This is a genomic window from Saccharopolyspora antimicrobica (genome assembly GCF_003635025.1).
Taxonomy (GTDB): domain Bacteria; phylum Actinomycetota; class Actinomycetes; order Mycobacteriales; family Pseudonocardiaceae; genus Saccharopolyspora; species Saccharopolyspora antimicrobica.
On the sequence record NZ_RBXX01000002.1, the window covers coordinates 5,683,603 to 5,702,123 of the forward strand.

General features: G+C 69.4%; 18 protein-coding genes and 1 pseudogene. 10 read left to right on the top strand and 9 right to left on the bottom strand.

What is annotated here, in order from left to right:
• Window positions 1–144 precede the first annotated feature (144 nt).
• The 3 genes and pseudogenes from ATL45_RS27200 to ATL45_RS27210 all read left to right on the top strand — a co-directional run bounded on the left by ATL45_RS27200 (window position 145) and on the right by ATL45_RS27210 (window position 3,605).
• Window positions 145–1,461, top strand: a pseudogene (locus ATL45_RS27200) (MFS transporter).
• Window positions 1,458–2,444, top strand: coding sequence for an MBL fold metallo-hydrolase (locus ATL45_RS27205; protein ID WP_246025574.1), 987 nt, complete (start codon window positions 1,458–1,460; stop codon window positions 2,442–2,444). The pseudogene ATL45_RS27200 and the gene ATL45_RS27205 overlap by 4 nt, the downstream one beginning before the upstream one ends.
• Window positions 2,445–2,768: 324 nt before the next feature.
• Entirely contained in the window at window positions 2,769–3,605 is an 837-nt protein-coding gene (locus ATL45_RS27210; protein ID WP_211841294.1) for a GlcG/HbpS family heme-binding protein, read from the top strand.
• Between the two features lie 521 nt (window positions 3,606–4,126).
• On the opposite strand, the gene ATL45_RS39065 is transcribed toward ATL45_RS27210, so the two are convergent.
• Together ATL45_RS39065 and ATL45_RS27220 are read right to left on the bottom strand one after the other, a co-directional pair.
• On the bottom strand, window positions 4,127–4,486 hold the full coding sequence (locus ATL45_RS39065) for an MFS transporter (protein ID WP_170210116.1): 360 nt from the start codon (window positions 4,484–4,486) through the stop codon (window positions 4,127–4,129).
• Window positions 4,487–4,627: 141 nt separating this feature from the next.
• A complete protein-coding gene (locus ATL45_RS27220; RefSeq protein WP_093149221.1) occupies window positions 4,628–5,590 on the bottom strand; it encodes an alpha/beta hydrolase in 963 nt (320 codons plus the stop codon).
• A 367-nt stretch (window positions 5,591–5,957) separates the two neighbouring features.
• Between ATL45_RS27220 and ATL45_RS39375 the strand changes: the two genes are divergently transcribed.
• Together ATL45_RS39375 and ATL45_RS27225 are read left to right on the top strand one after the other, a co-directional pair.
• Window positions 5,958–6,128, top strand: a complete 171-nt coding sequence (locus ATL45_RS39375; RefSeq protein ID WP_211841295.1) for a hypothetical protein — start codon at window positions 5,958–5,960, stop codon at window positions 6,126–6,128.
• Entirely contained in the window at window positions 6,125–6,691 is a 567-nt protein-coding gene (locus ATL45_RS27225) for an ATP-binding cassette domain-containing protein (protein ID WP_342775307.1), read from the top strand. Before ATL45_RS39375 ends, ATL45_RS27225 begins: the two co-directional genes overlap by 4 nt.
• 132 nt (window positions 6,692–6,823) lie before the next feature.
• On the opposite strand, the gene ATL45_RS27230 is transcribed toward ATL45_RS27225, so the two are convergent.
• Both ATL45_RS27230 and rpmF read right to left on the bottom strand, forming a co-directional pair.
• Window positions 6,824–7,879: a radical SAM protein gene (locus ATL45_RS27230; RefSeq protein WP_211841296.1), complete on the bottom strand. Its 1,056-nt coding sequence runs from the start codon at window positions 7,877–7,879 to the stop codon at window positions 6,824–6,826.
• A 29-nt stretch (window positions 7,880–7,908) separates the two neighbouring features.
• Entirely contained in the window at window positions 7,909–8,094 is a 186-nt protein-coding gene (gene rpmF, locus ATL45_RS27235) for a 50S ribosomal protein L32 (RefSeq protein WP_093149216.1), read from the bottom strand.
• Window positions 8,095–8,706: 612 nt separating this feature from the next.
• On the opposite strand from rpmF, the gene ATL45_RS39380 reads away from it, so the two are divergent.
• Genes ATL45_RS39380 through ATL45_RS39390 form a run of 3 tightly spaced genes read left to right on the top strand, consistent with a single transcriptional unit; the run spans window position 8,707 to window position 9,541 of the window.
• Window positions 8,707–9,057, top strand: a complete 351-nt coding sequence (locus ATL45_RS39380) for an SDR family NAD(P)-dependent oxidoreductase (RefSeq protein ID WP_211841297.1) — start codon at window positions 8,707–8,709, stop codon at window positions 9,055–9,057.
• The gene (locus ATL45_RS39385) at window positions 9,054–9,296 is read left to right on the top strand and encodes a Rossmann-fold NAD(P)-binding domain-containing protein (RefSeq protein WP_211841298.1); all 243 of its coding nucleotides are present in this window, start codon (window positions 9,054–9,056) and stop codon (window positions 9,294–9,296) included. The genes ATL45_RS39380 and ATL45_RS39385 overlap by 4 nt, the downstream gene beginning before the upstream one ends.
• Window positions 9,278–9,541, top strand: coding sequence for an SDR family NAD(P)-dependent oxidoreductase (locus ATL45_RS39390; protein WP_211841299.1), 264 nt, complete (start codon window positions 9,278–9,280; stop codon window positions 9,539–9,541). The genes ATL45_RS39385 and ATL45_RS39390 overlap by 19 nt, the downstream gene beginning before the upstream one ends.
• 26 nt (window positions 9,542–9,567) lie before the next feature.
• Here the strand turns inward: ATL45_RS39390 and ATL45_RS27245 are convergent, their stop codons facing one another.
• From ATL45_RS27245 to ATL45_RS27260, 4 genes are all read right to left on the bottom strand, one after another.
• Window positions 9,568–10,725: a low temperature requirement protein A gene (locus tag ATL45_RS27245; protein WP_093149214.1), complete on the bottom strand. Its 1,158-nt coding sequence runs from the start codon at window positions 10,723–10,725 to the stop codon at window positions 9,568–9,570.
• Between the two features lie 99 nt (window positions 10,726–10,824).
• Window positions 10,825–11,241: an SRPBCC family protein gene (locus tag ATL45_RS27250; protein ID WP_093149211.1), complete on the bottom strand. Its 417-nt coding sequence runs from the start codon at window positions 11,239–11,241 to the stop codon at window positions 10,825–10,827.
• Window positions 11,242–11,283: 42 nt separating this feature from the next.
• The gene (locus ATL45_RS27255; protein WP_093149207.1) at window positions 11,284–12,393 is read right to left on the bottom strand and encodes an aldo/keto reductase; all 1,110 of its coding nucleotides are present in this window, start codon (window positions 12,391–12,393) and stop codon (window positions 11,284–11,286) included.
• A 494-nt stretch (window positions 12,394–12,887) separates the two neighbouring features.
• A complete protein-coding gene (locus ATL45_RS27260; protein WP_093149204.1) occupies window positions 12,888–13,700 on the bottom strand; it encodes a TetR/AcrR family transcriptional regulator in 813 nt (270 codons plus the stop codon).
• Between the two features lie 187 nt (window positions 13,701–13,887).
• Between ATL45_RS27260 and ATL45_RS27265 the strand changes: the two genes are divergently transcribed.
• Entirely contained in the window at window positions 13,888–15,537 is a 1,650-nt protein-coding gene (locus tag ATL45_RS27265; RefSeq protein ID WP_439332467.1) for an MFS transporter, read from the top strand.
• A gap of 233 nt (window positions 15,538–15,770) precedes the next feature.
• On the opposite strand, the gene ATL45_RS27270 is transcribed toward ATL45_RS27265, so the two are convergent.
• Entirely contained in the window at window positions 15,771–16,751 is a 981-nt protein-coding gene (locus ATL45_RS27270) for a helix-turn-helix transcriptional regulator (RefSeq protein WP_093149199.1), read from the bottom strand.
• A gap of 262 nt (window positions 16,752–17,013) precedes the next feature.
• Between ATL45_RS27270 and ATL45_RS27275 the strand changes: the two genes are divergently transcribed.
• Entirely contained in the window at window positions 17,014–18,462 is a 1,449-nt protein-coding gene (locus ATL45_RS27275; protein WP_093149196.1) for an amidase, read from the top strand.
• The last annotated feature ends 59 nt before the right edge of the window (window positions 18,463–18,521 follow it).

Here is an 18,521-nt window from a genome sequence, read left to right on the forward strand (position 1 = left end):
CGACCGGAACCACCCGGCAATTGTCCTCCCATGCCACCGCGCAACGTGGCATGACCGTCCCAGAAGGAGGGACGCATGACGACGGCGGCCCCATCCGATCACGCCGTGCAGCAGCAGATAGCCGCACGGATCGAACGCCTCCCCATGTCCCGGTGGCACGTCACGGTGCGCCTGGTCATCGGCGTGGTGACCTTCTTCGAAGCGTTCGACCAACTGCTCATCGCGTTCTCGATGCCCCAGATCGCCAAGGAGTGGGGACTGTCCGCAGCGGGCGTGACAGCCACGTTGACCGTCGGGTCGATCGGCATGCTGCTCGGGGCCCTCGCCTCCGGGTGGCTCGCCGACCGGATCGGCCGGGTGCGGGTGATCGCGCTGTGCGTGGCGGTCACCGCGCTGGGCAGCCTCGGCATGGCGCTGTGCACCTCGCTCGCGCCGTTCCTCGTCCTGCGGTTCGTCCAGGGTTTCGCCATCGGTGGTGAGGTGCCCACGGCGGCCTCCTACATCAGCGAGCTCAGCCGGGCCAAGCGGCGCGGCAGGTTCGTGCTCATGTACGAGATCGTCTTCCCGGCCGGACTCGCCATCGGTGCACTGGCCTCGGCCTGGATCATCCCGCACTGGGGATGGCGCACGCTGTTCGTGCTCGCCGCGATCCCCGGGGTCGCCGCGTTCGCCGTGCAGCGCCGGGTGCCTGAATCCCCGCGTTGGCTCGCTGCGCGAGGCCGCACCGCAGAGGCGTTGCGGATGATGGAGCACATCGAGTGCAAGGTCCAGAACGCCACCGGCCAGCCGTTGCCCGAACCGGCCGAGGTGACGGCGGTGGAGGCCGGACCCCAGCGCAGGAACAGCTCGCTCCGCGACCTGTTCGCCGGGCGCTACCGCAAGCGCACCCTCGTCGTCTGGTAGATCTGGTTCATCGGCTACCTGGCCAACTACGGGGTGACGTCATGGCTGCCCACGCTGTACAAGACGACCTACCAGCTGCCCATCGACACCGCGCTCTGGTACAGCACGGCCGCGTCGGTGGCCGGCCTGTTCGGCTGCGTCATCGCCGCGCTGACCGTTGACCTGGTCGGTCGACGGGCGGTCTTCAGCGTCGGACTCGGAGCGACCGCGGTGCCGTTGCTCGTGCTGGCCGCGCTGGGGGCCACCACGCCCGTGCAGCTGGTGGTGTGGTCGGCCGTCGCCGCCATGTTCAACTTCGCCGTCAACGTCAGCCTCTACCTCTACACCCCGGAGCTCTACCCCACGCGCAGCCGTGCGCTCGGTTGCAGCATGGGCGGCATGATGAACCGCCTCGGCCTGATCGTCGGCCCGGTGCTGGTGGGAATGCTGTACGCGGGCGGGTCGAACCTGTCGGCCGTGTTCCTCGCGATCGGCGGGATCACGCTGCTCGGTGCGCTCGTGGCCGGGCTGTTCGTGGAGGAGACGAAGGGGCGCACCCTGGAGGAGCTGTCGCCGTGAACGCATCGCTGTGCACCGACCCGTTCGGTGCAGGGAGCTCCTCCGAAGCTGTGCCCGCCGACGCGGTCCGACTCACCGGGGACCTGGGCGACGGGCCGCTCCGCGTGGTCCTGCTGGGCACGGCTGCCGGGCCGTACCCGGCACCCGGGCGCCAGGGCGCGGCAACTGCGGTGGTCGTTGGCGATCGCGTCTACCTGGTCGACGCCGGGTACGGCGCGCTGCGCAAGTACGCGCAGGCCGGGTTGGCGCTGCGCGATCTGGGCGGTGTGTTCGTGACACACCTGCATTCGGACCACGTGGCGGATCTGTTCAACCTCCTCCTGCTGGGGTGGGGACCGGCCAATCGGGGTGTCGATCACCAGGTCCGCATCGTGGGCCCGGGACCGGATCCCCGCGATTCCAGCGCCGGGACGGCTGGTCTGGTCGAGCACGGCTTGAGCGCGTTCGGCCAGGACATCGGCGTGCGCACCCGGACCAGCCCGCGCACCCACCTGGCGAAGCTGGTGCAAGCCGAGGACGTGTCGGTCGAATCGACGCCGACGCCGGTGTACGAGGACGACCGGATCCGGGTGCTCGCGGCAGCTGTACCGCACCCGCCACTGCACCTCGCCCTCGGATTCCGCATCGAGACCGAGCACGGTGCAGTCGCCTTCTCCGGTGACACGGCCCGCAGCCGTGTCGTGGCGGAGCTCGCCGCCAGTGCTGACATCCTGGTCCACGAGGTCATGGATCCGACCTACTACCGGGATCTCGGCTACTCGCCGGAACTGCTCGACTTCCTGGCCGCCTCGCACACCTCGCCGCAGGAGGTCGGTCAAGTCGCCGCGGAGGCGGGCGTCGAGTGCGTGGCGCTGAGCCACATCGGCCCACCGGACCCCCGCGCGGTCACCGACGACGACTGGGAACGCCCGGTCCGAGCCGGATTCCGAGGGCGGATCGTGGTCGGCCACGACCTGACCCGAATCCTGCCGACCCGAAGCTGACCGAAGACCAACATCCCCAGATGAGCAGCGGCACCGGACGTGTCCAGTATGGCCGCCACCTTCCTAAATCTCCTGCGGGAAGCGGAAATCAACTGTCTCAAGTAAACAAGTCGACAGGTTTGCGACCGACTTGCACAGTCGGTTTCTTCCCTCTTCCGATGTCTCGGTTCCGGGTGACGACGGACACGTTGGGGTACAGGTGGTGTTCGCAGATCGTCGAATTGTCAAGATTGCGGGCCGGTGTGCCGACCTTGTCTGTGGCCTCCTCGGTGCCGACCGGGGGCCGTACGAAGGCCTGTGATCCGACAGTTGAGGAGTACCACGATGCTGGTAAGAGCCCGCTCCACGGTGGCGTTGGCGCTGTTGTCCGCGCTGTCGCTGACCATGCTCACCGGCTCGCTGGCTGCCCAAGGCTCAGGGTCCGTCACGAGCGCACGCGCAGCCGCGAAGGACGGCGGCTGTGCCGGTCTTCCCACCCACGATCAGCTGCGGAAGGTCGTCTCGGAAGTGGTGCGGGCGGGAGGCAACGGCGGGCTCGGCCACGACATGTGGGCAGCTGCGGTCAACCGCGACGGGATCGTGTGCGCGGTGGCGTTCTCGGGTCCCGAACGAGACTCGCAATGGCCGGGAAGCAGGATCATCGCAGCGCAGAAGGCACACACGGCGAACGCCTTCAGCCTCCCGCCAGGATCCCGCGGCGCTCTGCCCGGTTTGTCCCTCTCGACGGCGAACCTGTACAGCGCGGTGCAACCCGGGGGCAGCCTGTACGGGTTGCAACACAGCAATCCCGTCGATCCGGCTGCGGCCTACTCCGGTGACCCGGCCCAGGCGGGCCGGCCCAACGATCCGCTGGTCGGCCAGAAAATCGGCGGAGTCAACGTGTTCGGCGGCGGTCTGGCGCTGTACACGAGGACGGATCTCATCGGCGGACTCGGTGTGAGTGGCGACACCTCGTGCACCGACCATGTTGTGGCCTGGAAGATGCGTGACGCCCTGAAGCTGGACCATGTGCCCACCGGCGTGCGTCCTCGCCCCGATGGAGACAACATCATCCACGACATCCAGGACGGCAGCAGCGCGAGCGGTTTCGGACACCCGACCTGCTTCCCACCCGCCACCGACGAGGCCGCCGCACTCCCGTCCACACACCCGCTGGGATGAACCCACCACGGCCAACATCCCCCACCGCCCGTGACGGTCAACCTCGCCCCCAGGCGTGAAGGAGCTCGCGAAGAAGGCGGGTGGAGGGAGGCATCAGCTGGTTCCGCCGCAACCACCTGGTCCCCGTGCTGGACGAGCTCAGCAAGTTGGTTGACCAGTGGGGTCGTGACGACGACAACCTGTGGATCACGGAATCTCGATGCGGGGCCGGGTTTGCACTGAGCTGTGTCGTGCTGCGCTGAAGCACTGAGTTGTACCGGTTTGTCCAGTTCGGATCGACGCGTGCAACGACACCAGGACGGGGGCCAGCGGGGGTTGAGGTCGATCAGGCGGTGTTGCTGGGGTGCGCTCATGCTGAAGCCCGCGACCGTCAGCACGCCGACGTACCCGATCGATCCCACGAACGAGCCGGTCACCCACGGCAGGACGAGCTGGCAGACCACGACCCAGGCCGCCGATCCGGTCGGTCAGCACACCGGCCGCATAACTGCCGAAGATCGCGATCACGCCGAAGGTGCACATCAGGACGGCCACGCGTCCTCCGACGCCTCCGGTGGCGGGTTCGAAGTCGCGGCGATGTAGGTGTAGAGGATGTACACCGAGGTGAACGCCACCATCGTGGTGGTCAGGACTCTGGGATCGGCGAGCGGTGCGAAACGGCGCCGCAGGTTCTCGGGCGGTGCTGTGGCGATGGTGCGGGGTGCCAGTGTCAGCACCCCGCAGATCCCGATGACGGCCAGAGCGGCGACGAACCACATCGTCGCCCGCCAGCCGAACCCGCTGCCGAACGCGGTACCGATCGGGGCGCCGAACGCCGTCGCCGCGGTGAACCCGGTGAGCACGGTGGCGATTGCGCCGACGGCACACCGCGGACCCAGCACGTCATGTCCAACATCGTGATCGAGGCCGACGAGCAGGCTGGCACGGCGGTCTCGCGCTCGTGACGGGCGATGGCGGTTCGCGGAGCGACGTGTCCGCATCCGATTCGTCGGCGATGTGAGCCGTCATCTGCGCTAGGCCGCCTAGTGGCGGAGCAGGCGCTCCAGCCAGGATTCGCGGGCCGCGATGCAGGCCCGAGCCAGCGCGGAATCCGGTGCTATGTCGTAGAATCCGTGAAAACCTCCGCCCCAGACGTGGAGTTCCGCAACGCCTCCGGCGGCCCAGATCGCGCTCGCGAAGGCGACGTCCTCATCCCGGAAGACCTCGGCCGAGCCGGCATCGATGAACGTCGGGGGAAGGCCGCTGAGATCGGTGGCCCTGGCCGCCGCCGCGTACGGCGAGACCTCGGAGGTGCCCCGCCGCTCGCCCAGGACCGCCGTCCACGCCGTCAGGTTGCTCGTCCGGTCCCAGACGCCGATCCCGTCGTACTGGTGCGATGACGCGGTCTCGTTCCGGTCGTCGATCATCGGGCACTGCAGCAGCTGGCCGAGGAGCTTCGGGCCGCCGCGGTCGCGAGCCAGCAGCGTGGTTCCGGCAGCGAGGCCACCTCCGCCGCTACCGCCGAAGATCACCAGGCGGTCGGGGTCGAAGAGCAGCTCGTCCGCGCTGTCCGCCATCCACCGCAGGCCCGCGTAGCAGTCCTCGACGGGAATCGGGTCGGGGTGCTCAGGGGCCAGCCGGAATTCGACCGTTACGGCGACGGCGTCGTACTTCAACGCCCAATCGATGAGCGGGTGCACGGAGGAGAACCGGTTTCCCATGACCATGCCGCCGCCGTGGATGTGGTAGATCCCGGGCCCGCGGCTGCAGTGGTCCTCGCGGGAGATGACGGAGACCTCGATCTCCGCCCCGCCGTAGCCGGGGATCGTGCGGCTGACGCATGTGACGGGGCGGTCGCCGATCTGTTCCTCGATGTCGGGGAAGCGGAGCGCGCGGAAGTGCTCCAGCCGGTCCGGCGTCATGCCGACCGGCACGTGCCCTTCAAGCGCCGGCAACACGGCGGCGAGTTCGGGATCGAACGGCTGCCGCGGTTTTTCGTGCGTCATGGATTGCTCCTGGAAGTCAGCGCATCCTTCACCGCTCGCCGAGACCGGTGCGCGTGGCGCTGAACCCGCGCAGCATGCGACCGCGCCGAATCGGAACGTCCGGGGCGAAGGTGCGTTCGGTGGTAGGGGCGTCGCGAGCCGTCAGCGGCTCTGCGACCGAAGTCTGTCCACCTCGATGAGCATGCGCGCAAAGCTAACACGGCTCCACCGGGAAGCCGCGGCCGCTGTCCGGAAGTGTCGCCCGGCTCATCGCAGAACGCCCCGTGCGGGCCGCTGCTGCTAATCTCCGAGAGGAAGTCATCGTGAAGCCTGCACCGTTCCCGGCGGCTCCCTGGGGCTCGCAACGCAGCTGCTCAAGCGCCCGGACGTGCTGCTGTTCGAAGAGCCGACCAACAACCTCGGCCCCGACGACCGGCACGGCTGCCTCCTCGTCGTCAGCCACGACGAACGCTTCCCGGGCGAGAGCCGGGTGGACCGCTGGCTCCGGCTCGAATCAGGCTGGCTGGTGGGTACTGCCGCGCCCGCCGCGACCTGTTGAGGCGGGCAAAGGTCGAAGCAGCTCTGATCGCGCACGACGTCGTGCGCGTGCTCGGTGACCGGCGGGTGCTCGACGGCGTCTCGCTCACGGCGGCTCCGGGCCACCGGATCGGGTTGATCGGTGAGAACGGAGTCGGGAAGTCGACCCTGCTGCTCGTGCTGGCCGGTCGGCTCGGCCCGGAGGGCGTGCGGCGACGGCCCGGGCTTCGCGTCGGACTGCTTGGCCAGGACACCGAGTTCGACCAGCCGGTGCGCACCGCGCGGGCCACGTACGCGGCGGCAGTCGGCGCTGCCCGTGCGGAAACCGTCCCGCTCGGCTCGCTGGGTCTGCTGCCGGAACGGGACCTGGACAAACCTGTCGGGGAGTTGTCGGTGGGGCAGCGTCGACGGCTCGCCTTGGCCCTGCTGGTCGCACCCTCCACACCTGCTCCTGCTCGACGAGCCCACCAACCACCTGTCACCCAGCCTGTGCGACGAGCTGGAGGACGCTCTGGGGCCCGGGCCGGGCGCGATCGTGCTCGCCAGCCACGATCGCTGGATGCGCTCACGATGGCGCGGAGCTGAAGTTCATGTCGACAGTGGACGATTGGTGAACGCGAACCCCGTGACAGGTCGGCCGGAATTCGTGCTCCGATCCGTCCAGTAGGGCCGCCTCGACGGCCCGCCGCCCTCACCGGCAGCGGGCCGTCTCGGGCGTCATCTCCCTCGCAGGACCGCCGGAATGTCACCTGGGTCGAGGTACTTGGCGTGGAGCTGTCCGCACGCGGCGTCGATGTCGGCGCCGAGCTGGCGGCGCCTGGTGGCGTTCAGCCCGCGGGCGATGAGACCGTTCACGAACTCGTCGACGCGCCTGGACGAGGGCGCGCGATAGCCCGGGACCGCGCCCGTCGCCTCGTTGTAGCGGATGACGCTGACGTGGAACAGCTCCGGCCGAGATCGTCGGCGCACGAGATCGGCGACCGCCGCGACGTGGTCGGTGCTGTCGTTGACACCGGCGATCAGCAGGTAGGCGAGGTAGACCTTCCGCCTGCTCGCGGCGACGTGCCGATCGAGGATGTCGAGGTTCCGTGCGAGCGGGAACCGCTCTTCCAGCGGAATGATTCGTGCGCGTTGCCGGGGGAACGGCGAGTGCACGGACAACGTGATCGTCACCTGGGGGTGCTGCTCGACCAGCCGGGCCAGGTTCGGCGCCACTCCGACGGTCGACACGGTCAGCCGCCGCGGGGACATCCCGGCGTAGCCGGGGTCGGTGAGGAGGGTGAGCGCGTCGAAGAGGTGCGGGTTCGCGAGCGCGTCGCCCATTCCCATGAACGCAACGCTCGTCGGCCGGGGAAGGCCCGCGCGCGTCCAGTGCGGGTGCATGACCTGGGCGGCGATCTCGTCCGCGCTCAGGTTGCGGACCAGCCCCACAGCCCCGGTAGCGCAGAACGTGCAACCGAGGCCGCAGCCGGCTTGGGAGGAGACGCACATGGAATCCCACCCCGCCCGGTAGTGCGAGACGACGGTCTCGATCCGCGCCCCGGTGTCGGAGGCGAACAGAACCTTCTCGACCTGCTCGCCGTGCTGCGCTTCCAGCGGCGTGAGCGTGTGCAGTCGGGGGCCGAACCGCTCGGCCAGCTCGGCGCGCAGCGCGGCTGGGAGCACGTGCACCTCCGCGAACGTCTCGGCGGTCGAGTTCTGCCAAGCGTCGATCAGCTGCCGGAATCGGAACGCTGGGGCTCCCATCGCGGCGAGATGGTCGCGAATCCGCATCCAGCGGCTCCTCGGGGCGAGGACGGCGCTCATCGGTCACCGTCCAAAGGAGACAATGCCTCTCGGCCGCGGTAGAAGCCGCAGTGCGCGCACACCCGATGCGGCGGTGTGGGCTTTCCGCAGGCTGGATTCGTGCAACGAGCGAGTGCCGGAGCGCTGGCTTTCCAGTGCGCGCGGCGATGGCGGGTGCGGGAGCGGGACGTGCGGTGCTGCATGTGCTGGCCTTTCTGGAGGGTGCGGATCAGCGGAGCTGATGGCGCAACCGACCAGCGGTCAGGCGTCGATGCGGTGGCGGAGTCGATGCCGAGGCGAGACTCCCGGCAATACCGGGCGGGATCGGAATCGCGCGTTCGCAAGCACGGGACCCATGACCGAGGTCGGTGCGGCGCGAACGTGCCGGTGAGGTTTCAGGCAGGAGCGTCAAAGCCTCGAACGGGCGGATCTACAGCCCTGCGCTGGGGAAGGTCATCCACGAACCCGGGAACCATGCTTCCGCGGGCGGGTGAAAGCCACCGGCAGTTCGGTGGCTAGATTCTGTCGACCTCGATCACACCCGACATGCTAGCACCAGCGCCGGCCGTTCGGAGGGGCACGGCCAGGAGCCCGCGATGCCACGCCGCCGCGGGGCTGGATTTGCGAACCTGGCCGTGCGATCAGCGCCGCGGAACGTTTCTGCGGGCGAACCTCAGTGTTCTGATCCGGCCGACAATAGTCGAATTGTGTGGCACCGCTGCAGTGCCTTCAGGTGTGCGCGTGGGTAGCCTTCCAGCCCTGTCGCTCGGCCGGCCTGGCGGGCGGTGGTCACCGGCGGTTCTTCGGGAATCGGCGTGGAGACCGTCCGGGCGCTGGCCACCGCCGGCGCGGACGTCACGATCGCCACGCGCCGCCCGGAAGCCGCCGAACCGTTCATCCGGGAGCTGGCCGCCGTCCGCGGCGCGGGCCACGTCCGCGCGACTGCACTCGACCTGTCCGTTCCGGCCTCGGTCGACGCCTTCGCCCGGGCGTGGACCGGGCCGCTGGACATCCTCGTCGCGAACGCCGGGATCATGGCGCTCCCCGAGCGCACGCTCACTGCGGGTGGCTGGGAGATGCAGCTGGCCACCAACTACCTGGGTCACTTTGCTCTCGTCACCGCGCTGCACAACGCGCTGCGGCTTCCGGCTCGGCACGAGTCGTGATCGTCAGCTCCGGTGCCCACCGGCAAGCGCCCTTCGACTTCGCCGATCCCCACTTCGAGCACCGCCCGTACGACGCGTGGACGGCTTACGGGCAGTCCAAGTCCGCCGGGGTCCTGTTCGCGGTCGGCGCGCGCCGCTGGGTCGGCGACGGCATCACCGCGAACGCGCTCACCCCGGCTACATCCTCACCCGCCTGCAACGACACCTCGACGACGACACCATGCGCGCGTTCGGCGTGATGGACGACGGCGGGAATCTGACACCACCGGCGTTCTACAAGAGTCCCGCCCAGGGGGCGGCCACCTCCACCTTGCTCGCCGCATCACCCCTGCTGGAAGGCGTTACCGGCCGCTACTTCGAAGACAACCAGGAGGCGCAGATCGTCCAGGGCGACCGACCCGGTGGCGTGGCGGCCCACGCCCTCGACCCCGTGGCGGCCGACCGGCTGCGGGAATGCGCCGAGGCCGCCATCCGCACCACGTGACCGCCTCTGTCGTGGGCGCCGTGCTCTCAAGCGTCGTCGGTGGCCATCGTCATGAGTATGCGGCGGTGCACGCGCTTCAGGACGAGGACGAGCACGACGAGGATGGTGTCCAGGATCAGCACGGAGGCCAGCGGTGGCAGCCAGCAGGCCGCGACGCCGGCTGCGGCGCAGACCAGGCAGGCGACCAGCCGCGCGCTCCAGGCCTGGCGGGTGGAGATGTAGTACCACCACGCCTGCGTGAGCACGTAGAGGATCGGGCCGCCGAACAGGAGCAGACCGAGCTGGATGCTGCCTTGCCCGGTGGGGTGGCTGATCGCGAGTTCGGCGCCGACGGCGAGGATCACCAGTCCGGCCAGGGTGCTGTACTGGCCGCTGACGGCGCGGCGGACCGGTCGCAGCCGGTCGGCGGTGGCAGAGACGTGCCGCGACAGGATGTCCTCGCCACCGCTGAAGTAGCTGGCGCACAGGCACACCAGCGCGACGAAGACACCGAGGCCGGTGACCACCGTCGGCGCGTCGATCGGGGCAGCGGAGATCGCGGTGCCGAGGGTCAGCACCGTCTCGCCGAGCTGCAGGATGATGAACAGCCGGATCCGCTCGACCATGTGCTCGGCGTCGAAGACGAGATGCTGGGAGGACAGGACGTTGCGGGGCAGGGGGTGGGTCAGCCACACGCCTGCCATGTCGACCACCGCGGCAGCGGCCCACCAGACCAGCCGGGACTCTTGGTCCACCGCCGCTCCGATCAGCCACAGCGGGATCGAGACCACCGCCCACGCCGTCACGCGGAGGTAGTGCTGCCGCAGGATCGTGGTCTGGGCGCTCACCGCCGCGGTGATGTCGGTCAGGAGCAGGATGGTCACCAGCGGGACCGCGAACGCCCACGGCCGGTCCGTGAAAGCGGCGGTGATCTGGGCGTTCATGAATAGCCCCAGCCCCATCACCACCAGCACCAACCGTCGGGTCCCGGCCCGGTCGACGCCGAGGAACGTGGCGTCGAAGCTGGTCAACGCCCAGGTGCTGAGCACCGCGACCAGCATCACCGCCGTCTCGGCGGCCCCGCGCCAGGACAGCTCGGCGTGCAGGTGCTCCGCCAGCTGCCCGATGGCGAAGACGAAGATCAGGTCGAAGAACAGCTCCAGCGGTGCGACGCTTCGGCGTTCGGCGAACGGCGCACTGCTCACGTCAGCACGCCGTTCGGGAACCCGGTGCGGCTCGGCATAGATTCACGATCCGGCCGCGCGGGAACAGGCGCAACGCGGAAGCCCCGGGCCCGGATCGCGTCAGCCGAGCGCATCGTGGAGAGCGTCGAGGCCGTTCCGGTAGATGTCGGTGAACAGCGCGACAACCTCCTCGTCGGTGGCCCCGTCGGGCGTGAAGCGCCCCGACCACTGGACCTCGGCCGCGTCCTGCTGTCCGGCCACGGGGTGAACCCTGATGGTGGAGACGTAACCGGTCACGGGGAAGGGCGCCTGCTCGATGGCATAGCTGTAGTGGCGTTCGGCTTCGTTGAAGTCCACCAGGCGTTCGGTGATGACGTCCCCGTCGGGGTTCTTCAGCTCCCTGACGCGCCCGCCGTCCCGGAGGGTGCTCTCGGGTATGTAGGGCAACCAGTCGGGCAGGGAGCCGAAGCCGCCGATCAGTTGCCACGTGCGTTCCGGAGAGGCTGGAACCATCCGGCTCACCGAGGTCGATGCCATGGCCATCCTCCAGTTCGTGTCGTACTGCGGTGCGCGGGCGGATCAGACTCCGCCCGGGAGCGGGGCCTGCGGGCTGACCAGGCCGGACTGGCGCAGTTCGGCCCAGAAGTCGGCGGGGATCTTCTCCTCCAGCGCGGCGATGTCCTCGTCGACGTGGCCGGGCCTGCTGGCACCCGCGATGACGGCGACGGTCACCGGGTGGGCCAGCGAGAACTGCAACGCGGCAGCCTTGATGCTCACCCCGTGCCGGTCGGCGACCGCCTTGAGCCGCTCGACGCGTTCGTAGATCGCCGGCGAGGCCTCCTGGTACTCGAAGTGGCTGCCACCCGCGAGCACGCCCGAGTTGTAGGGTCCGCCGACCACCATGTCGACTCCCTGCTCAGCGGCCATGGGCAGCAGCCGCTGCAACGGCTGTTCGTGGTCCAGCAGCGTGTAGCGGCCGGCCATCACGAACCCGTCGGGTTTCGGTTCGTCCAGGGCGAGCGTGATCTCGATGGGTTCGGTGCGGTTGACGCCCAGTCCCCACGCTCTGATGACACCTTCGTCCCGCAGCCGGGACAGAACGCGGAACGCGCCGGTCCGCGCTTCTTCGATCTTCTGCAGCCAGAGATCGCCGTGGAAGTCCTGGGCGACGTCGTGCACCCACAGGACGTCGATCCGGTCGACTCCCAGGCGCCGCAGGCTGTCCTCGACCGACCGCTCGGTGGCATCGGCGGTCCACTCGTGCACGATCTTGTTCTTCCGGCCGTGTTCGAAGAGCGCGCCCTTCTCACCGAGCTCGCGCGCGCCGGTCTCCTCCTCGTCGAGGATGACGCGTCCGACCTTCGAGGAGAGGACGTAGGAGTCCCGGGGCTGCTGGGAAAGCACCTCGCCCAGCCGCATCTCGGCGAGCCCGGCCCCGTAGAGGGGCGCTGTGTCGAAGTAACGGTCGCCCTTGTCCCAGGCTTCTTGCACAGTCGCACGCGCCTCGTCCTCCGGTACCGCGCGGAACATGTTGCCCAACGGCGCGGTGCCGAAACCGAGGCGGTCGGGATGATCTCTCGGAGTGTCACGGCGGAGTCCTTCCGAAAGCGCTCTGCGTGAAGGTTTGAACGTTGCCGGGCGGGCCGATGGCCTGCGGTGGTTCGAACCACCAACGCCTGGCCTCCCCATGTGGGGCAGGTTCCGGATGAGAAGGGTGCGCCGCTCTCCCGAAGCCCATGCTAAGCGGCCGGAATCCGCACCGCCCGACGATGTTTGCCGGGCCCCGCAAGCAGAACAGCCAGCAACGCAGCGCACGAGGGCAGCACGCCGGCGAGGCGTTGGACGACGGGCGGTGGGCAGTGCAGCATGTGGTGGTCAGCGCGGGTCTTTCCCCGGCCAGTTCGGCTGCAATGACAAGAGCCGGTGCCGGAAGCAGTACGCAGCGACGGTAGAAGCCGTTCTGTGACAGCGAGAATCCGTCGATGGCCACAGGTTCAGCGTGTCCGCGCCCTTCCGGCACTCGGTCAACTGACGCAGAGCAGTACCTGCTGGTCGGTCATGCCGAGCGCGTTGGCGCACCATGGCTCTCGGCAAGGGTTCGTGTGGAGACCTCGTTGCCGCAGTTGTGGCTGTTGTCGAACGTTCCTGGCGCTCCGGGTCAGGTGACGGCCTGCCCGCCGCGATCAGGCCTCGACGCCTCGCCGTGCGAGGTCGACCGCGATGCCGTCCAGGACACCGGCGAGGCCCGAGGCGAACAGCGCGTCGAGGTCCCAGGGGTCGGCGCCCGCGCGCATCGCGGGGCCGAGCCGCGGGTACGCGCCGGGCTCGAAGAGCCGATCGCGTTCGTCGTCCGGGACGTTCGTCGTCCGCTGTCCCGCCTGTCGTTCTGCCTCCAGGTCGCTGACGTAGGTCAGCGCCACGCCCTGCACGTAGGAGGCGAACATGAACATGTACCGGAAGGCGTCGGCAGGTTCGAGGCCGAGTTCGTCGAAGGATGAGAAGGCGCTCTCGCTGTCCGCCGCGAGTGCCGGGCTGAAGTGCGCGCGGGTCGTCACCAGGACCCTCGACAGGATCCACGGGTGGCGGTGGTACAGCTCCCAGTCGCGATAGGCGGCTCGTTCGAGGCCGTGCCGCCAGTTTCGCGGCGGGGTGTCGGGCAGCGGGACGTCGGCCATCGCGGCCTCCACCATCAAGGCCACCAGATCGTCCTTGGAGGCCACGTGCCGGTACAGGGCCATGGTGCTCGCTCCGAGGTCGGTGGCGACCCTGCGCATCGACAGCGCAGCAAGCCCCTCCGCGTCTGCGACGTCGATACCGGCACGCACGATGCGCTCGACGGTGAGGTGGGGCGCGCTGTCGCCGCCGTCCGACGCCTCCGACCTGCGCGCCCGGTAGGCCCTCGCCTGGCAGGAGCGGGAGCAGTAGTGCCGCGGCCGTCCCCGTTCTGCGGGTTCCAGCGCCCTTCCGCAGAACGCACAGGCCGACTGCTCCGGCATCGCCACACTCCTTTTCGTCACATCTGATCCAGGCGTGTCGAAATTCTATCCCGTCATCGCGGGAGGTGGATAAGGCAGGTGGTGCGCTGTCGAAAAACCATTTGCAGCTGGTCGCACGTGCATGTGTATCGTGTACGCCGTCGGTGCGTACAACGCACGCAATCCGTGACGTAATGCGGAAGTCGACATGCCGCAGCCAACCGAAGGAGCAGGAGCCGGGGACATGACCGAAGAAAGCAAGAGAGCTGGGACCAGGCAGTGGGTCGGACTCGCCGTGCTGGTGCTGCCGTGCGTGCTGGCGTCCATGGACTTGTCCGTCATGTTCGTCACGCTCCCGTCCCTGACGGCCGTTCTCCAGCCGAGCAGCTCCGAACTGCTGTGGATCATGGACTCCTACGGCTTCCTGCTGGCCGGTTTGCTGATCACGATGGGCACCCTCGGTGACCGCATCGGACGGCGGAGGGTGCTGCTGGCCGGTGCCGCGGCCTTCGGCCTCGCGTCGGCTCTGGCGGCCTTCGCGTCCAGCCCCGAGATGCTGATCGCAGCCCGGGCGCTCATGGGCATCGCCGGAGCCACGCTGGCCCCCTCCACCCTCTCCCTGATCCGGAACATGTTCCACGACGACCGGCAGCGGGCCACCGCCGTCGGCGTCTGGACAGCCGGCTTCGCGGGCGGCGCCGTCGTCGGCCCCATCATCGGCGGCCTGCTGCTGGAGCACTTCTGGTGGGGCTCGGTCTTCCTGATCAACGTCCCCGTGATGATCCTGCTGCTGGTGCTCGGGCCGCTTCTGCTGCCCGAGTACCGCGACCCCGAGCCGGGCCGCTTCGACCTGCTCGGTGCCCTCCTGTCCCTGGTGGCCGTCCTCGCCGTGATCTACGGCGTCAAGATGGCGGCGGGGCACGGTTTCGGATGGACCCCGGCTGTCTGGATCGTCGCCGGACTCGTCGTGGGAGCACTGTTCGTCCGCCGCCAGCGCACGGCCGTGAACCCGATGATCGACCTCGCTTTGTTCCGCACCCGCCGGTTCAACGTGCCGCTGCTCATCGACGCTCTGGCGACATTCGCGATGATCGGCTTCTCGTTGTTCAACTGGCAGTTCATGCAGCTCGTGCTGGGGATGAGCCCGTTCGAGTCGGCTCTGTGGTCGCTGCCCACGTTCCTCGTGATGCCCGTGGGGATCGCCCTGGCCACCGCGATGGCGCCGCGCATCGGCAAGCCCAACGTGATGGTCGCCGGACTTCTGGTCGCGGCTGCCGGATACCTCGCGCTGTCCCTGATCAGAACCGACTCGGGCATCGTCTACCTGGTGAGCGCCCTGACCGTGGTCTCCATCGGCATCGGCGGCGTGTCCGCCGTCGTCACCGAAGTGATCCTGTCCGCCGCGCCGCCGGAGCGCGCGGGCGCGGCCTCCGCCCTGGCGGAGACCTCCGCGGAGTTCGGCGGGGCGCTGGGCATCGCGGTCCTGGGCAGCATCGGCACCGCCGTCTACCGCGTGCAGATGGAGTCCAAGGCCCCTGCGGGTCTCAGCCCGCATGAGCTCGCTGCGGCGGAGGAAACTCTGGGCGGCGCCGTCGACACCGCCGCGGACCTCCCGCACCACGCTGCGGAAGCGTTGCGGGCAGTGGCCTTCGACGCCTTCACGCACGAGATGCGGATCGCCGCATTGGCCAGCGTCGTGCTTACGGTAGGCGGAGCCATCCTGATCGCCACCATGCTCCGCACAGCACGCAACCGGCCGGGGACCCCCGTCTCACCAGCCACGAGCACGGGGCAGACGGCACAGCACCACGGCCGTGACCAGGCCGACGAACCGCCCGCCACGACGTCCATGTCGTGAACCCTGGACCCGTGGGCCGCACGGTGTAGCCGCACCCCTCCCGGACAGCGGCTACACCGCCAGCGGTCCTAGCAGGGGCACACCAGCAGTAGGTCCATTGTGGGCAGTACGTGGGGATACCGGCCCTGGCCTCCACTCCGGCAACGGCGACACAATCCGAGTCGCCCTATGTCGAGCTCGAAGGTCGTCCGGCGTTCCCTGGAGTCGGGGGTACAAGCCCCGATGGTCCGCTGTCAGTGATGCGCGACCCGCAGGGCGTCAACAGTGTCGAGCTCGCGCTCGAAGGCGGTGCGGGCGAGCGCGGTGCGATTGGGGCAGTCGAGCTTGATGAGCGACGACTCGACGTGGCTTCGCACGGTGCGGACCGCGATGCCCAGCGCCTGGGAGATCCGTTCGTTGGACCATCCTCGGGCGACGAGGCCGACCACGTCGAGTTCACGGCTGGTGAGGCGACCGAACGCCGGAACCCGGCCGAACCGGACGAGAACCGCGCCGGGGTGGCGCACCGCCCGGACGTGCCACCAGGTGCCGTCGGCGGCACGGTGGTGGAAGCCGACGTGGCCCGCCGCGCTGGCGGCGGCGGATCGCACGGCGAGGTGGAGCTCGGCACTGGTGAGCGGCACCTCGCCAAGTTCTCCGGCCCGGATCTCGACCAGGTCGTGCGTGATCCGGAGGACTACGTCGGCCACGATGTCACCGGCTTCGGCGCCGGGGTCGATGAGCCCGGCGAGATCGCGCGACAGCATCATCAGCGCCAGCCGTGACTCGTCGTCGAGCGGTGTGGCGTGCGTCGAGCTCATCGCCACGAAGCCCGGTATGGCCGCACCGGTAGCCGGCGGCGCCAACGGCAGGGTCATCCCTTCGCGAAACCGGTTGGGCAGTATTGCTTCTCGGTAGGTGCGGGTCTCGCGGAGGTCGAACGGCACGTCCACGAATCGCAGGGGAGTGCCCCGTCGCACCGCGAGCCGGTGGACCGGGCACGTCCGGCTGTACGTCGTCGTGATGTAGGCGAGCGTCTCCGCCGTGTAGCCGAGGTTGACGAGGGCGGTGTGCGTGCCACCGGCACGCGGAAGTCCACAGGCGACCAGCGCGACGCAGTCGAAGCCAAGCTCGTCGCGCACGGCGCGGAGGGGGACCTCGATGGGTAGGTCACCGCGGCTTGCGGCGCGGATCTCCCCGGCGAGCTGAGCCCACCACCGTACGTCCGCGGCCATCCCGAACCTCCGTTACCGGTCGGATCCTGACCGGGGACGCACGGCGGTGTCAAGCGAAGCGATGCCGGCGCTCGATCGACGTCGGACTCGATGCGGTCGTGTCCCTGCTCGCCGAGCCTGCCTCCTGCCCGGCGCTCGCGGCCGGAAGCACATCCGAGGCACCGGGGGAACGGCTTTTCGGCCGATGTCCGGCACCTCACAGCCTCGTAGCTTTCCGGGGGCTCGGCCGGTCGACGAGCCGGCACGGCGGAGGGAGAGCTTGATGCACATCGACGAGTACACCGCCCTCGACGCGACCGCTCTGGCCGCGGTCATCGCATCCGGGGAGGTCAGCGCCGACGAGGTCGCCGCACTGGCCATCGCGGCTATCGACCGGGTGGACGAGGAGGTGAACGCGGTCGCCGAAGGGCCCTTCGACCGCCCGCTCGACTACGCCGCCGACGGCCGGTTCGCCGGCGTTCCGTTCGCGATCAAGGACATCGTCTGCCACGCGGCAGGCGTACCGACGCGCATGGGGACGCGCCTGCTCGGCGAGGGTTTCGTGCCTCCGGCGGACACGCATCTGATGGCGCGCTTCCGCGCTGCCGGCCTGGCGACGCTGGCTGTGACGACGACCCCGGAGCTCGGATTCAACGGCAACTCCGAGGCACTGGCCTACGGTTCGACGCGCAATCCGTGGAACACCGCCCACAGCGCAGGTGGTTCCAGCGGCGGCGCGGCGGTGCTCGTCGCCGCGGGAGCGATCCCGATCGCGCACGCCAACGACGGCGGCGGATCCATCCGGGTGCCCGCCGCCTGCAACGGACTGGTCGGGCTGAAGCCCGGCCGAGGCCGGGTGCCCGTGGGGCCGGACTCGGCCGAGGCGCTCTACGGGATGGGTGCCGAGCTCGCGGTGACCCGCACGGTCCGGGACACCGCAGCACTGCTCGACGAGGTGGCCGTGAGCTATCCGGGCGATCCGTACGTCATCGCCCCGCCCGCGCGGCCATGGGTCGAGGAGGTGGGCGCCGATCCGGGCCGTCTGCGGATCGCCGTGCACACCGAGTCCTGGGCGGGCAGCTACGTGGACCCGGAGGTGGCCGGGGCGGTCGATGCCGTCGCCGGCGTGCTCGAAGCGGCGGGGCATGACGTCGAACGCCGGACGCCGGGCATCGAGTGGGAGTCGTTCCTGAACGCGAACCACGTTCTGTGGTCGTCCTTCCTGGCCGGATCCGTCGCCGGGCTCGAGGCGTTGACCGGAGCGACGGCCGGGCCGGAGAACCTCGAACGCACCACGTGGGCCTGCGTCGAGTACGGACGCACGGTCAGCGGGATCGACCTCGGCAACGCCCTGGCGGCCGTCAACACCGTCTCACGCGAGGTCGGCCGGTTCTTCACGGAATACGACCTCCTGCTGACGCCCACCATGAACACCCCCGCACCGCTGCTGGGCCACCTCGACGCGAACGCGGACCTCAGCGCGTTCGAGTGGACCACGCGGATCTTCGACGTCTGCTCCTTCACCCCGCTGTTCAACCAGACCGGCACTCCCGCGATCAGCCTGCCGCTGGCCCAGTCCGCGCAGGACCTGCCCATCGGTGTCCAGCTGGCCGGTCCGGCCTGTTCGGAAGCGATGCTGTTGCGGGTCGCCGCCCAGCTGGAGGAGGCGATGCCGTGGGCGGACCGGCGTCCCGCCGTCCACGCGGCCGCCCTCATGTCCCCCGCTACGTAGGCACCCGATCACCGGCAACGCCCCGAGAGACGAGCACCCCGATACTGCGTGGAGGAAGC

Excerpts from the sequence above, each read along its gene's own strand:
- ATL45_RS27210 (WP_211841294.1), top strand. The coding sequence starts at position 2,769 with ATGCTGGTAAGAGCCCGCTCCACGGTGGCGTTGGCGCTGTTGTCCGCG.
- ATL45_RS27220 (WP_093149221.1), bottom strand. The coding sequence starts at position 5,590 with ATGACGCACGAAAAACCGCGGCAGCCGTTCGATCCCGAACTCGCCGCC.
- ATL45_RS27230 (WP_211841296.1), bottom strand. The coding sequence starts at position 7,879 with ATGCGGATTCGCGACCATCTCGCCGCGATGGGAGCCCCAGCGTTCCGA.
- rpmF (WP_093149216.1), bottom strand. The coding sequence starts at position 8,094 with ATGCAGCACCGCACGTCCCGCTCCCGCACCCGCCATCGCCGCGCGCAC.
- ATL45_RS39390 (WP_211841299.1), top strand. The coding sequence starts at position 9,278 with ATGCGCGCGTTCGGCGTGATGGACGACGGCGGGAATCTGACACCACCG.
- ATL45_RS27250 (WP_093149211.1), bottom strand. The coding sequence starts at position 11,241 with ATGGCATCGACCTCGGTGAGCCGGATGGTTCCAGCCTCTCCGGAACGC.
- ATL45_RS27255 (WP_093149207.1), bottom strand. The coding sequence starts at position 12,393 with ATGGGGAGGCCAGGCGTTGGTGGTTCGAACCACCGCAGGCCATCGGCC.
- ATL45_RS27260 (WP_093149204.1), bottom strand. The coding sequence starts at position 13,700 with ATGCCGGAGCAGTCGGCCTGTGCGTTCTGCGGAAGGGCGCTGGAACCC.
- ATL45_RS27265 (WP_439332467.1), top strand. The coding sequence starts at position 13,888 with ATGCCGCAGCCAACCGAAGGAGCAGGAGCCGGGGACATGACCGAAGAA.
- ATL45_RS27270 (WP_093149199.1), bottom strand. The coding sequence starts at position 16,751 with ATGGCCGCGGACGTACGGTGGTGGGCTCAGCTCGCCGGGGAGATCCGC.
- ATL45_RS27275 (WP_093149196.1), top strand. The coding sequence starts at position 17,014 with ATGCACATCGACGAGTACACCGCCCTCGACGCGACCGCTCTGGCCGCG.